Here is a 12,778-nt window from a genome sequence, read left to right as displayed (position 1 = left end):
ACCTTTGTGGTGTTGCGGTAATCGGGAAGTGTAAACCGGGCCGGGGCGCACCGGGCGGCCCCGGCCCGTTGCGCTTACTTCACCGTGGCGAGGTCGCCGCGCAGCGCGACGCCTGCCACCATGGCGCCGGCGTGGCACTCGTAATCGGTGGTGCTGCGGTATTCGTTCTTGCGGTAGTAGCTGACGATATTGGTGACGGCATTGGCGCCGGCCTTCTTCGCGGCTTCATGCAGCGCGATCACGGCGGACTGGGCCACCCACACGCAAGCCTCTTCGTCCTTCTTGGCAAAGGCGTTCGTCTTGCGGTTGGTGACCACGCCGGCCTCCAGCACCTTGCCCTTGGGCCCCGTGCCCGCCAGGTAGAACTTTACGCTGCCGTCGATCTTGCCGGCGTCCTGCGCGGCCTTGACGGCGGCCGCGAGGGGCAGGTGGACGGTGCGATCCGCGGCCAGGACCGGGGCGGTCAGGGCAAAGGACACGGCCAGCGCGCCAGCGAGCTTGCAATGGAGGGTCATGACTTGCATTCCTTGATGAGACGTTGGAAAAGCGGGAAAGCGGTACCAGCGGCGCTGGCCCGCGTCAGGGCCAGCGCCTGAAGATCAGGGACGTGTTGATGCCACCGAACGCGAAGTTGTTGTTCATCACGTATTCGTTGCTCATGCGCCGGCCGTCTCCGTCCAGATAATCGAGCTCGCCGCATAACGGATCGACATTCTGCAGATTCAGCGTGGGCGCGTACCAGTCGTGCCTGAGCATCTCGATGCTGAACCACGATTCCAGCGCGCCGCAGGCGCCCAGCGTGTGGCCCAGGTAGCTTTTCTGCGAGCTGATCGGCATGCGGCTGCCAAAGAGGCCGGAAGTCGCCTGCGTTTCGGCCACGTCGCCCTGTTCGGTCGCGGTGCCGTGCCCGTTCACGTAGCCGATTGCCTCGGGCGGCAGGCCGGCGTCGGCCAGCGCCATTTCCATCGCGATGCGCATGGTGGCCGCTTCGGGCCGGGTGATGTGCGTGCCGTCCGAATTGCTGCCAAAGCCCACGATCTCGGCGTGGATGCGCGCGCCGCGGGCCTGGGCGTGTTCCAGCGATTCGAGGACCAGCATGCCGCTGCCTTCGCCAATGACCAGTCCGTCGCGGTCGCGGTCGTAGGGGCGGGGCGTCAGTTCCGGCGTGTCGTTCTTCTGGCTGGTTGCGTACAGCGCGTCGAACACCAGCGCCTCGCTGGGGCACAGTTCTTCGGCGCCGCCCGCCAGCATCAGGTCCTGGCGGCCGTAGCGGATGGCCTCGTAGGCGTAGCCGATGCCCTGGCTGCCGGACGTGCAGGCGCTGGAGGTCGGGATGATCCGGCCCTTCAGTTCGAAGAAGATGCCGATGTTGGCCGCGGTGGTGTGCGGCATCATGCGCACGTAGGAATTGGCGTTCAGGTCATCCGTCACGCCGTTGAGCAGCATGTTGCCGAAGGCGCGGATTTCGGCGGTGCTGCCGACCGACGATCCGCAGGCCACGCCCATGCGCCCGTCGGTGATGCTGCGCTCGCCCAGCAGGCCGGCGTCGGCCAGGGCGTTTTCGGCGGCGCGCACCGCCAGCTGCGACACCCGGCCCATGCTGCGCAACTGCTTGCGCGTCCAGTGCGAGGGCGGCTGGAAGTTTTCGACCGGGCCCCCCAGACGGGTGTTCAGTTCCGTGTAGCGCGACCAGTCGGGCATGACGCGAATGGCGCTGCGGCCCTCCTGGAAAGCCTGCTGGATGGCCTGCCATTCCGATCCCAGGGCGCTGATGCCGGCCATGCCGGTGACAACGACGCGTTTCATCAGCAAAGTCCTCCGTTTACAGCGATGACCTGGCGCGTGATGTACGCGGCGCCGGGCGACATCAGGAATGCCACGGTCGCGGCCACCTCTTCGGGCCGGCCCATGCGCTGCGCCGGGATGGCCTTCAGGATTTCCTCGACCGGCACCTGCTCGTCGATCATGTCCGTATCGATCAGACCGGGCGCCACGCAGTTGACGGTGATGTGGCGTTTGGCCAGTTCCACGGCCAGCGCCTTGGCGGCGCCGATGAGCCCGGCCTTCGAGGCGCTGTAGTTGACCTGTCCGCGGTTGCCGACCAATCCGGAGACCGAGGTCATGCACACCACGCGGCCCGCCGCGCGGCGGCGGATCATGGGCATCGCCAGCGGGCTCATCACGTTGTAGAAACCGTCCAGGTTGGTCCGCAGCACCTGGTCCCAGTCGTCGCCCGTCAGGGCGGGGAACGCGCCATCGCGCGTCAGGCCGGCATTGAGCACCACGCCGTAATACGCGCCGTGCGCGTCGACGTCTGCCTGCAGCACCGCGGCGCACTGCGCGCGGTCGGCCACGTCGAATTGAAGGATGCGGGCCTGGCGGCCACGGGCCTGCACCTCGGCCTGGACGGCTTCGGCCTGCGCGCGCTGTTGGCGGCAATGCAGCACCAGATCGTGGCCCGCGTCGGCCAGGGCCAGCGCGATGGCGCGGCCGATGCCGCGGCTCGAGCCGGTGACGAGAATGGGGGCGGCGCTCATTGGGGGGCTTGTTCCTGCATAAGGGTGTTGGGGTCGCTGGGCTGATAGACGTTGAGCCGGGCTTGGGCCAGCACGCGCGTGCCCTCGCGCAGTTCGCATTCGAAGACGCTCATGCCGCTGGCGTCGATCAGGCCGCGTTCGACGTGGATGGTGAGGGTGGCGCCGGCGGGCAACGATGCGTCGTGGCATTCATAGCGCCGCGTGCCAAGCAGGAAGCCGAGCTTGACGGCTTCGTTGGCCTGGCGGGCCTGGCAACCTGCCCAGGCGCCGACGGCCTGCGCCATCAGTTCCATGCCGAGCCAGGGCGGCAGGGAGCCGTCGGGCAGCGAGTAGGGGCCCGGCCGCACGACGGCCTGGGCGGTAAGGCTGTCCGCGTCATGGTGGGTGACCGCGTCGAGCAGGATCATGTCGCCCGCGTGCGGCAGCAGGCTGGCAATGGGCCACGTCGTCATGGCTGGCCTCCCAGCACCAGGCTGGCATTGTTGCCGCCGAAGGCGAACGAGTTGCTCATGGCGAGCCGCCGCCGGCCCGCCGGGTAGCGGTGCGCGGACGTGCTGAAGTCCAGCGCGGGCAGCGCCGGATCCGGTTGGCCATCCCACACATGGGGCATCAGCGCGCCCTGCGTGTTGGCGGCGGACAGCGTGATCCAGGCCAGCGCGGCTTCCAGGGCGCCGGCCGCGCCCAGCGTGTGGCCGGTCAGCGCCTTGGTCGACGCGCAGGGCACGCCGTTCGGAAACACCGCGTGCGTGGCGTGGCTTTCCATGGCGTCGTTGTGCGGCGTGCCGGTGCCGTGCAGGTTAAGCCAGCCGATGCTGGCGGCGTCCACGCTGGCCGATTGCAGCACGGCCTGCATGGCCCGGCGCGCGCCTTCGCCGGTCGGGTCGGGCGCGGACATGTGCCAGGCATCGGAACTGGCGCCGCCGCCCAATAGCGCCACGGCGTTGGCATCGGCCGGATCGCGTTCCATCAGGAACAGCACGCCGGCTTCGCCGATGTTGATGCCGCGGCGATGGGCCGAGAAGGGCGCGCACAGCGCTTCGTCCACCGCTTCGAGCGTCGCGAAGCCATTGATGGTCAGGCGGCAGAGCGTGTCGGCGCCGCCGCAGATCACTGCGTCGCACAGGCCCAGCTGCAGCAGCCTGCGCGCCGACAGCAGGGCGCGGGCGCTGGAGGTGCATGCGGTGGACAGGGTGTAGGCCGGCCCCGTCACGCCCAGCCAGTCCGCAAGGAAGGCGGCGGGCGAAGACAGGGCCTGCCGGCGGTAGTCGTAGTCGTCCGGCCAGGCGCCATGGGCGCGCAGATGGCGGAACGCGGGCGCATTGTCGTTCACGCCGGACGTGCTGGTGCCCAGCACCACCGCGACGCGCGCGGCGCCGTACCGGGCGATGGCGCTGCGCAGCCGGTCCTCGATCTGGAGGGCCGCCGCAAGCAGCATCTGGTTATTGCGGCTGTGGTGATGCGCGGGCATTTGCGGGGGCACCGGCGGCAGCGCGCCGGTGACGGCGCCCAGCGTCAGTGTGCGGCCGTTCACCCAGCCGTCCTGGGCGCGCATGCCGCTGGTGTCGCCCGCGAACGCGGCGCGGCCGACGGCGTCAACGCCAGCGCCCAGCGCGCAGACAATGCCGGGAGTGCCAAGCCAGGTCGTCATGGCTGCTCCTTCAGGGGGGTGATGCGCCACGTCACGCCGCTGGCGCTGCCGATCGACAACGCCTGGCTCTGCAAGTCCGCGGGATAGGTGACCGTCCAGCGCACCTTGCCGCCATCGAGCAGCAGGCGTTGCGTGGCGCCGCCTTGCGAGGCCGCGCGCCACGACGCCGCGCCGTAGGCTGCGTCAAGCTCGGCCTGCGGGGTCCAGGCAAAAATCAGCGCCGCGAACAGATCGCGCGCCTGCGCGTTGGGCCGCATGAAACCATCGTTGCGCCATTGCCCGCGCTCCAGCATCTGGCGCGCCTGCGGCACGCCCATGGGGTCGAACAGCGACCACCGCAGGGCGGCATCTTCGCGCTGGACCACCAGCAGCAGATCCTGAGCGGGCTGGCCCGGCGCGGCCTGCACCACGTGCAACTGGCGCGGCAGCGAAAAACCGGCGTCGCGCGCGGGCAGGGGCGGCGCGCCCGCGCAGCCGGCCAGCGCCAGCAAGGCCAGCGTCATCGCCAGGGCGCGGCAGGCGGACAGGAAGGAGGCGGGATGGGCGGTCATGGCGGGGTCAGGCGGGCTGGGCGAGCCGGTCGCCGCTGCGGCACAGCTCGCTCAGCATGCGCAGGCGGCGATGCGGGTTGGCGACGAAGGGGTTGGCCGTGTCCCAGGCGTAGCCGGCCAGGATGGAGCTGATCATGCGGCGGATTTCCGGTTGCGCCTGCTGGTAGAAGACGACGTCCTGGAATTCGCCGGTGTACCAGCCCTGCACGTAGGCTCGGAAGGTTTCCACGCCGATCATCAGCGGGTCGGCGAACTCGGCTTGCCAGTCCACCTGCGCGCCGCCCAGTTGCCGGTGCAAGGCGTCCGCGGCCAGCTTGGACGAGCGCAGCGCGATGGTGACGCCGGACGAGAACACCGGATCCAGGAACTCCGCGGCGTTGCCCAAGAGGGCGAAGCCGGGGCCGTGCAGGCGGGTGACGCTGGCGGAGTATCCGCCGATGGTGTTGGCCGGAGTGTCCCAGACGGCGTTCTTCAAGACGCGCTTCAGGTTGGGCGCGGCATCGGCCATGGCGCGCAACGTGGTCATCAGGTCCTCGCCGGGGCCGCCAAAAAGGTCATCGCCGCCCACCACGCCGAACGAGCAGCGGCCGTTGGAGAAGGGAATCAGCCAATACCAGATGCCGCGTTGTTCAGGGTGAACCGTGATCAGGATCTTCTCGCGGTCAAAGCCCGGATCGTCGATGCGGTCTTCGATGTGCGTGAAGATGGCCTTGCGGGGCGGCAGGCCGGACGGGCGTTCCAGGTCCAGCAGACGGGCCAGCACGCGGCCGTAACCGCTGGCGTCCAGCACGAACTGGCTCTTGACCTGGTAGGCGCTGCCGTCCGCGCGGCGCACGTCCAGCAAGGGCCCGGCGCTGCCGAAGTCCGCGGCGGTGACTTCCTGCTGATAGCGCACCTCGACGCCCTGGCGCGCGGCGTCGTCCGCCAGCACCTTGTCGAAATGCGCGCGCTGTACCTGGAAGGTCGTGCCCGGCCCGGCGGTGAACTTGTCGCGGAAGTCGAAGTACGTGTAGGCGTCGCCGCAGGCGAACGCGGCGCCATTCTTGACCTGGAAGCCCGCGGCCTGGACGGCGGGCAGCATGCCGGCCTCTTCCACGAATTCCAGGCAGTGCGCCAGCAGGCTTTCGCCGATGGAGAACCGGGGGAACTGCTGGCGTTCCAGCATGAGCACGTCATGTCCCTGCCGTTTCAGCAGCGCCGCAGCGACCGCGCCGGCGGGGCCCGCCCCGATAACCACAACTTCCCGATGTTCCATGCTGGAGGTTTCCATGATTCCTTGGTGAAAGAGGCAGATGTCAGGCCCGCTGGGGCGGCCGGACCCAGGGTGCCCACAGGAGCGAAAAGGCGACGCCCAGGGCCACCGCCAGCCCGAAGTTGGCGATGGCGGGCGTGTGGCTGAGGGCAAGCAGTCCGAAAGACAGCAACGTCGTGACGGCGCCCAGCAAAATGCCGACGAGGCTGGCGGCGGCGCCGGCGACGCGCTCGTACATGAAGATGGCGTAGTCCACGCCGATGGCCGACACCAGCAGCAGGCCGAAGAGGCTGAAGAGCGTCAAGGGCTGGCCCAGGTAGCCCAGCGCGGCCAGGCTGCAGGCGGTGGCCGCCAGCGGCACGGCGAGGATGCGCCAGGTGGCGGCGCGTCCCAGCGTCAGAAGCAGCAGCACGGCCGCGGCCACGTAGGACAGCAACTTGAGTTCGGCGGCTTCGACCCGCGTGGCGGCGAACATGCGGTTCAGCTCGCCGCTGCGATCGACCAGCGTGACGCCGGGCGCGGCCTGCGCAATGCCTTGCAGCGCGGCGGGATCGGTCAGGCCCAGCAGCGAGATCATGCCCGCGTACTCGCCGTCGTGCTGGCCAAGCCACAGCGCGCGCCAGCGTTCGGCCTGCGGGCCTTGCAGCGCGCCGTCGATGGTGACGACCGGCAGCGCCGCCAGCGACTGCAGCTCCTGCGTCACGGCCTCGAGCGGAATGCCGAGGTCCGTCATGGGCTTCCACACTTGCGGTTGTCCGGCCAGCTCGGCCAGGCGGCGGCCCAGGGCCTGCTGGTCGGCGGCGGGCGACACAAGCTGGCTGAGCGCGTTGTAGGTGGCCAGGCCGCCCCGCTGGACCAGCGTGTCGAGCGCTTGCGCGACCCGCGCCTGGCGGCGCAGCAATTCGTCGGGATCGGGCGCGCGCACCAGAAAGAACTGGCTTGTGGGCACAAAACCGGTGATCTCGCCGATCTGCCTGGCCTGCTGCATCAGCGGCGCCGGCAGGCTCAGCCATTGACGCAGATCGTCCTGGATGCCCAACCGCGCGATGCCGCCCGCCGTCACCGCCACCAGGACGGCCGCCCCGGCCCACAGGACGCCGCGCCGGGCGCCCAGCCGTTCGCGCGTGGCGAGCGCGGCCTGGGCAAAGTGAAGCAGCGGCAGCCAGGGGCGCGGCTGCCAGCCCCGCATCCACGCCGGAAGCTGGCACACCGTGCAGGCATACGCGCCAAGCAGGCCGGCCGCCGAGAACACGGCGGTCTGGGTCAGCGCCGGAAACGGCGTGAACGCCAGCGCGACATAGCCCACCAGGCTGGCGGCCAGGCTGATCGTCAGGCCGGGCAGCACGCGGCGCAGCGCGGGCCACGCTTGCCAGTCCGGCATCCCGAAGCGCTTGCCCAGCCAGTGCATGGGAAAGTCGACCGCCACCCCGATCAGGCTGGCGCCGATGACCAGCGTCAGCACGTGGATCGAGCCGAATACCGCGACGCACGCGACCGCGCCGGTCACGAGGCCCACGGCCACCGGCACGAAGGCCAGCAGCACGCGCCAGCGGCGCAGCGCCAGCAACAGGACGAGCACGATGCCGATCGTGGCGCCGGACCCGATCCAGCTGCTTTCGGCGACCGCCTGCGCCTTGCCGGCGGCCGCGTACAGCGCGCCGCCCGCCACCAGCATCTGGGCGCCGCCGGCCTGCAGGGCCTCGCGGTCCTTGGCGATCTGCGTGGCGATGCGTTGCGGCGCATCGGCGTCGAATGCGTCGCCGCGCGTCTCGGCACGCACGAGCACCCAGCGTTTGCCGTTCTGCTGCGCCTGCAGCGTGCCCGATCCCATGTCGTAATGCACGGGTCCGCCAGGCCTGAGCGATTGCTCGGCGCGGCGCGTGAGCCCCAGCCAGTCTTGATCGGCGGGCACGAGCCCCGACGAGGAGAACGGATCGGACAGCTCGCGCGCGCGACGCTGTGCGAATGCGGCGGGATCGGTCTCAAGCAGTTGGCGGTCCGCCAGCGGCAGCATCGCCAGGCGGCCGGCCAGCAGTTGTTCGCGCAGGGCGGCCAGGTCCACATTCACGTCCACCTGCACGACCGAAAAGAGGCCGCTGTCCGACCAGCGTTTGGCAAGCAGGCGCGCCGGCTGCGCGGGGTCGGCGCCGTCCGGGGCAGACACCAGCGCGATGAGCTGGCGCGACAGCGGTTCCTGGATGCGGGCCTCGGCCAACTGGCGCGTGGCGTCACTGGCGCTCTGCGGCACCAGCTCCATCAGGTTGGCCGACACCGGCCAGCCATTGCGGCATTGCCAGGCGCCGGCAAGCAGCACCAGCAGCAGCCCCAGCTTGAAGAGGCGGGGCAGCCAGCGTTCAGTCCGAGAATGCACGCTGTTCCTCGGGCGTGAGCGCATCGGCCGCAACCGCGCCCGTCATCTGCAGGACGCTGCGGTCGCCTTGCGTCTCGCGCAATTCGATGCGATCGACCAGCGCGCCGCCGTCGATCTGGATCGTGCTGAAGATCTGCTTGAGCAGCGCCGACCGCGGCGTCAGCGTCAGTTTCCAGGCGGTCGCCTCGCCCGTCAGCGCCAGATCGAAGTTCTCTTCGAGCCCGCGCGTGTCGCCAGCCAGGACCGACAGAAATAGCTGGTTCTCGCGTCCCGCGCCGGTGTGCTGGGGCAGCGCCTGCCAGGCACCCGATTCGTCGCGGCGCGCGATGCCGTCGGCGTTGATGCGCAGGTCCTGGGCGATAGGCGTACGCAAGAGCCACAGCAGGCCCTTGCCCGCCGCCAGCGTGAAGTCGCCCCGGCTGGTCAGGGGTTGGGGCAGCGACCGCAGGAATTTCTGCTGGACGAACTGCCCGCGCACGATCGGCGTGGCGCGCAGTTGCTGTTGCAGGGCGTTCAGGTCGAACGCCTGGGCGCTCAAGGGCAGCAGCGCCATCGCCAGCAAAAAGAGAAATCGGTTCCAGCGCCGCGACAGGGTCAGGTGCTGGGGCAGGGTCAGGCGCATGTCGCGGTCTCCTGGGATTGAAGGGCGCGTTCGACCGCATCAACGAAGACCTTGGGCGAGGTCAGCTGCATTTCGCGGCTGGCCAGGCACACGGCGACCTGTTCTGAGGTGGCCCGGGTGAGCCGCTGGCCCGTGGCTGCGTCCTGGATGAGGTAGTTGATCTTGAGGCGGTGCTCCCATTCGACCAGCTCGGCGCGCACGACCAGGCGTTGGCCGAACTGCGCGGGCTGGGCGTAGCGCAGATGCAGGTCGATCACCGGCCAGGCGTAGCCGCTTGCCCGCATCGCGTCGTAGTTGTGGCCGATCCGGTCCAGCAGTTCGCAGCGCGCCTGTTCCAGATATTTGACGTAATGGCCGTGCCACACGACGTTGATCGAATCGACATCGAAGAAGGGCACACGGATTTCGACTTGCGCGCCGATCGCGCCACGTTTACGCATCGTCTTTCCAGAAGGGGTAGAAGTTGAACCACTGCAGCGGCGCGTCGCGGCAATGCGCGGCCAGGCGGTCGGCATAGCGCTGGGTCCAGACGGCGATCTGCGCCTGCCGGGTCGCGCGCGTCCATTCGACGCGCTCGGTCAGGCGCTCCATCGAGACGCGATAGCGGCCGCCGTGGCGGGTGCAGCGCAGCAGGTTCACGGGGCAGCCCAAGAGGCCCGCCAGAAGCCACGGGCCCTGGGGGAACAGGGCGGTGGCGCCCAGGAATTGCACGGGCACCGTGCGGTCGCCGCGCAGCGGCACACGGTCGCCGGCGATGGCAAGCCATTCACCGCGGTCCAGGCGCTTGGCCAGATCCAGCATGACGGCGGCATCCAGCTCGCTGACCTGGATCATGCGCAGTCCGCCGCCGGCCTCGTCGAGCAGGCGGTTGAAGTTCACGGCGTGCTTGCTGTGCACCAGCACATTGAGCCGCAGCGCGCCGGTCTGCTCCGCAAGCGCGCGGCAGATTTCGAGGTTGCCCAGGTGCGAGCCCACCAGGATCTGTCCGCGGCCGTGGCCCATCTGGCCATGCAGGCCGTCCGGGTCCGCGATATCCAGACGCGCCATCGTGATCTTGCCCTGCCATACGTCCAGCTTGTCCAGAATGGCGGTGGCGAAGGCGAGGTACTGGCGGTACACGGGCAGGGCGCGCGGCAGCGGCGCGGCCAGTTCGCCGGAGGCCGCCACGCGAGACTGGTACACCGCGATCGCGCGCCGCGCGCGGGCGCCAAACGCGTAGAAGTACAGCACCACCACCCAGACCACGGGGGCGACCGCGCGCCGTCCCAGCCTGCGCGCGGCCCAGGCCGTCAGGCGCATCAGCACGGGGCTGCCGCGTTCGCGCTGCCCGGCCCAATGCGGATCGGCCACGCTCATGGCTGGGCGCTCCGGGACAGGCGGCGCCACAACAGCGCCGGCGACCGGGCCAGCATGCCGAAGAACAGGCGCGCGTGCATGCAGCTGATCAGCACGTTGTCTTGCAGGCCCTTGAAATGCGAAATGCCGCCCTCGGGGTAGACCACGCGCGTCGGCAGCCAGGCCATGCGCAAGCCGCGCCAGTGCAGCCGCACCAGCACGGCAATGTCGAAGTCCATGCGCTGGCCGACGTGGGCGCCGTCGATCACCGGCAGCACGGCTGCCAGCGGGTAGACGCGAAACCCGCACATGGCGTCGGGGATGTCGAGCGACAGGGTGTTGATCCAGACCCACACGCGGGTCAACCAGCGGCCGTAGAGACGGCTGCGCGGCACGTCGTCGCCGTACACGGGCGCGCCGCAGATCACGGCGTCCGGCTGCTCGCGCGAGGCTTGCGCGAATAGCGGGATGTCTTGCAGCGCATGCTGGCCGTCGGCGTCCACCTGCAGGGCATGCGTGTATCCCAATGCCAGCGCGGCCCGCAATCCATCCTGCACTGCGGCGCCCTTGCCGCCGTTGACGGCGCGGCGTACCAGGTGGGTGTCGGGCCGTTCTGCCAAGGCGTCCAGCACGGCGGCGCACGCGGGCGCGGAGCCGTCGTCCACCAGAACGCAAGGCAGGCCTTGCGCGGCAAGCTGCGCGACGACCGCGGCGACGGTGCCGCCGTGGTTGTACACGGGCACGACCGCGCACAGCTTATGCGGCGTCATGGCTTGCCCCGTGGAGAATGCGCCCGGACGAGCACGGCGCGTCATTCACCGTGAATGTGAAGTAGAGCTTCTGTTTGGCGGTATCCCATTTCAGCGTCAGGACGGCGGCGTCGCCCGGACGCAGCAGACGCTGGAACTTCAGCGCTTCCATGCCCGCGAAGTTCAGGCCGGGGTGCAGGTCGCGCTGGGCAAGCGACATGGCCCAGCTGATCTGCGCCACGCCCGGCACGACCGGCGCCGCGGGAAAGTGTCCGCTGAAGTAGGCCAGGTCGTAGGGAATGTCCAGCGTATAGCGGCGTTCGTTGTCCGGTTGTCCGGGCAGGCCAGCCGGGATGGCGGCGGGCGCCACGGGGCGCGGGCCGGCCGCGGCCTCGAAGTCGGCTTGCGGCAATTTGCCTTGGGCGTTGGCAGGCAGGTGGGGCAGCAGCCGCCAGGTGCGCGGAATCGCCAGCGATTCGAAGCGCGCGGCCAGATGGCCCCGCAGCGCGTCCACCACGGCTTTGCGGCCCTGGTTGCGCAGTGCATGCAGACCGTGGGCCGACAGCGCAACGAGCGCGGCCAGGCGCGTGGCGCCGGCGGCCTTGCCGAGCCGGACGTCGGTCGCGAAGGCATGTTCCATCAGCGCGTGTTCGATCATGGGGAGCGACACGCGCTTGTCTTCGATCTTCATGATGCGGTCCAGCCTGCCGAGCAGCCGGAAACCCGTCGCTGTGAGCTCGGCGCCATCGGCGGTCTGCGCCTCGCTGGACTGCACCCAGGGCGACGACACGCGCAGTGCGCCTGCGTCGTTCAGGTCGACGCTGACGCCCGGCAGCGGCTGCCAGTCGGTGTCGCCGGTGCGCCAGGCGACCGCGCCCGTTTCAGAACTGCCGTAGATCTCGGTGGGGCGCAGTCCGAGCGAACGTTCGATGTCGTCGGATACGTCAAGCGGCAGCGCGCCGCCCGACGAATGGATGCGCGTCAGCCGCCCGCGCAGTTGCGCCGCGTCCAGGCGCTGGCCCAGCCGGCGCAACAGCGCGGGGCTGGCGATCCAGGCGAATGTGGGAAAACGCAGGCTGGCCTGTTGCAGGTCTTCGGGGTACAGCCGCTGGCGTCGGTCGATCTGGCGGCCCGCGCAAAGCGGCCACAGCACGCGAAAGGGCAGGCCATACATATGCTGGGCGGACACGCTGCCCAGCACCGGTGTCTGCGTGTCGGGCCATTGCCGCTGCAAGGCGTCGATCTCCGCCGCAAGCTGGCGCCATTGCTTGACGATGTGCTTGGGCGCGCCGCTGGAGCCCGAGGTGCACAGCACCAGCGTCACCGATGCATCCAGTTCGGCGGGCGCGAGCGGCGGCTGGTCCAAGAGGTCCGCCAGCCGCCATTGCCGCGCGGCAGGCACGGGCAGATCGGTGTCGGTCAGCCACGCATCGACCGTGCCGTCCAGGCCGTTGCAGGTCTGGCCCTGGTTGTCTCCGGGCAGGACGGCCACGACGCCCGCGCGCCAGCACGCGAACAGCGCGCAGGCCAGTTCCACCGCGTCGTCGAACCACAGCGCGGCGCGGCGCACCGGGCGCGCGCGCAACGCGCCCGCCACGGACAGGGCGTTCCGCGCAAAGACCTCGCGGGTGATCGCCGGGCCATCCGCGATGGCAGCGTCCATGCCGCCAGGGGCGGGCATCAGCAGGTGGGGCAGGGGCGTCCAGGCCATGG

13 protein-coding genes are annotated in these 12,778 nt (G+C 69.9%); all 13 read right to left on the bottom strand.

Annotated features, from left to right (window positions below; all coding sequences use genetic code 11):
• Positions 1 to 74 precede the first annotated feature (74 nt).
• Positions 75 to 515: an excinuclease gene (locus FBY20_RS01320; RefSeq protein ID WP_082586165.1), complete on the bottom strand. Its 441-nt coding sequence runs from the start codon at positions 513 to 515 to the stop codon at positions 75 to 77.
• 64 nt (positions 516 to 579) lie between these two features.
• Positions 580 to 1,806, bottom strand: a complete 1,227-nt coding sequence (locus FBY20_RS01315) for a beta-ketoacyl-ACP synthase (protein WP_142049544.1) — start codon at positions 1,804 to 1,806, stop codon at positions 580 to 582.
• On the bottom strand, positions 1,806 to 2,537 hold the full coding sequence (gene fabG / locus FBY20_RS01310; RefSeq protein WP_142049541.1) for a 3-oxoacyl-ACP reductase FabG: 732 nt from the start codon (positions 2,535 to 2,537) through the stop codon (positions 1,806 to 1,808). The genes FBY20_RS01315 and fabG overlap by 1 nt, the downstream gene beginning before the upstream one ends.
• Positions 2,534 to 2,989, bottom strand: coding sequence for a hotdog family protein (locus tag FBY20_RS01305; RefSeq protein ID WP_142049538.1), 456 nt, complete (start codon positions 2,987 to 2,989; stop codon positions 2,534 to 2,536). The genes fabG and FBY20_RS01305 overlap by 4 nt, the downstream gene beginning before the upstream one ends.
• Complete coding sequence (locus FBY20_RS01300) at positions 2,986 to 4,185, bottom strand: beta-ketoacyl-[acyl-carrier-protein] synthase family protein (RefSeq protein WP_142049535.1); 1,200 nt, start codon at positions 4,183 to 4,185, stop codon at positions 2,986 to 2,988. Before FBY20_RS01300 ends, FBY20_RS01305 begins: the two co-directional genes overlap by 4 nt.
• Positions 4,182 to 4,736 (bottom strand): DUF3261 domain-containing protein, encoded by a 555-nt coding sequence (locus FBY20_RS01295; RefSeq protein ID WP_142049532.1) that lies wholly within the window; start codon positions 4,734 to 4,736, stop codon positions 4,182 to 4,184. Before FBY20_RS01295 ends, FBY20_RS01300 begins: the two co-directional genes overlap by 4 nt.
• Positions 4,737 to 4,743: 7 nt before the next feature.
• A complete protein-coding gene (locus tag FBY20_RS01290) occupies positions 4,744 to 5,991 on the bottom strand; it encodes an NAD(P)/FAD-dependent oxidoreductase (RefSeq protein ID WP_142049529.1) in 1,248 nt (415 codons plus the stop codon).
• A gap of 40 nt (positions 5,992 to 6,031) precedes the next feature.
• The gene (locus FBY20_RS01285; RefSeq protein ID WP_142049526.1) at positions 6,032 to 8,359 is read right to left on the bottom strand and encodes an MMPL family transporter; all 2,328 of its coding nucleotides are present in this window, start codon (positions 8,357 to 8,359) and stop codon (positions 6,032 to 6,034) included.
• Complete coding sequence (locus FBY20_RS01280; RefSeq protein WP_142049523.1) at positions 8,343 to 8,981, bottom strand: outer membrane lipoprotein carrier protein LolA; 639 nt, start codon at positions 8,979 to 8,981, stop codon at positions 8,343 to 8,345. Before FBY20_RS01280 ends, FBY20_RS01285 begins: the two co-directional genes overlap by 17 nt.
• Complete coding sequence (locus tag FBY20_RS01275) at positions 8,972 to 9,421, bottom strand: thioesterase family protein (RefSeq protein WP_142049520.1); 450 nt, start codon at positions 9,419 to 9,421, stop codon at positions 8,972 to 8,974. The genes FBY20_RS01280 and FBY20_RS01275 overlap by 10 nt, the downstream gene beginning before the upstream one ends.
• Positions 9,414 to 10,337 carry a glycosyl transferase gene (locus FBY20_RS01270; RefSeq protein ID WP_142049517.1) on the bottom strand — a complete coding sequence of 308 codons (924 nt, stop codon included), beginning with the start codon at positions 10,335 to 10,337 and terminating at the stop codon, positions 9,414 to 9,416. The genes FBY20_RS01275 and FBY20_RS01270 overlap by 8 nt, the downstream gene beginning before the upstream one ends.
• Positions 10,334 to 11,086 (bottom strand): glycosyltransferase family 2 protein, encoded by a 753-nt coding sequence (locus FBY20_RS01265; RefSeq protein ID WP_142049514.1) that lies wholly within the window; start codon positions 11,084 to 11,086, stop codon positions 10,334 to 10,336. The genes FBY20_RS01270 and FBY20_RS01265 overlap by 4 nt, the downstream gene beginning before the upstream one ends.
• Positions 11,073 to 12,776: an AMP-binding protein gene (locus FBY20_RS01260; RefSeq protein ID WP_142049511.1), complete on the bottom strand. Its 1,704-nt coding sequence runs from the start codon at positions 12,774 to 12,776 to the stop codon at positions 11,073 to 11,075. Before FBY20_RS01260 ends, FBY20_RS01265 begins: the two co-directional genes overlap by 14 nt.
• Positions 12,777 to 12,778: the final 2 nt, after the last annotated feature.

Source organism: Achromobacter sp. SLBN-14 (assembly GCF_006715415.1).
Taxonomy (GTDB): Bacteria; Pseudomonadota; Gammaproteobacteria; order Burkholderiales; family Burkholderiaceae_B; genus Achromobacter; species Achromobacter mucicolens.
Note: the sequence above shows the minus strand (reverse complement) of the source record. Positions and strands in the feature narration are given on the sequence as shown.

Coding starts and splice junctions, on each gene's coding strand:
- FBY20_RS01305 (WP_142049538.1), bottom strand. CDS start 2,989: ATGACGACGTGGCCCATTGCCAGCCTGCTGCCGCACGCGGGCGACATG.
- fabG (WP_142049541.1), bottom strand. CDS start 2,537: ATGAGCGCCGCCCCCATTCTCGTCACCGGCTCGAGCCGCGGCATCGGC.
- FBY20_RS01275 (WP_142049520.1), bottom strand. CDS start 9,421: ATGCGTAAACGTGGCGCGATCGGCGCGCAAGTCGAAATCCGTGTGCCC.
- FBY20_RS01320 (WP_082586165.1), bottom strand. CDS start 515: ATGACCCTCCATTGCAAGCTCGCTGGCGCGCTGGCCGTGTCCTTTGCC.
- FBY20_RS01315 (WP_142049544.1), bottom strand. CDS start 1,806: ATGAAACGCGTCGTTGTCACCGGCATGGCCGGCATCAGCGCCCTGGGA.
- FBY20_RS01260 (WP_142049511.1), bottom strand. CDS start 12,776: ATGGCCTGGACGCCCCTGCCCCACCTGCTGATGCCCGCCCCTGGCGGC.
- FBY20_RS01290 (WP_142049529.1), bottom strand. CDS start 5,991: ATGGAACATCGGGAAGTTGTGGTTATCGGGGCGGGCCCCGCCGGCGCG.
- FBY20_RS01270 (WP_142049517.1), bottom strand. CDS start 10,337: ATGAGCGTGGCCGATCCGCATTGGGCCGGGCAGCGCGAACGCGGCAGC.
- FBY20_RS01300 (WP_142049535.1), bottom strand. CDS start 4,185: ATGACGACCTGGCTTGGCACTCCCGGCATTGTCTGCGCGCTGGGCGCT.
- FBY20_RS01280 (WP_142049523.1), bottom strand. CDS start 8,981: ATGCGCCTGACCCTGCCCCAGCACCTGACCCTGTCGCGGCGCTGGAAC.
- FBY20_RS01265 (WP_142049514.1), bottom strand. CDS start 11,086: ATGACGCCGCATAAGCTGTGCGCGGTCGTGCCCGTGTACAACCACGGC.
- FBY20_RS01295 (WP_142049532.1), bottom strand. CDS start 4,736: ATGACCGCCCATCCCGCCTCCTTCCTGTCCGCCTGCCGCGCCCTGGCG.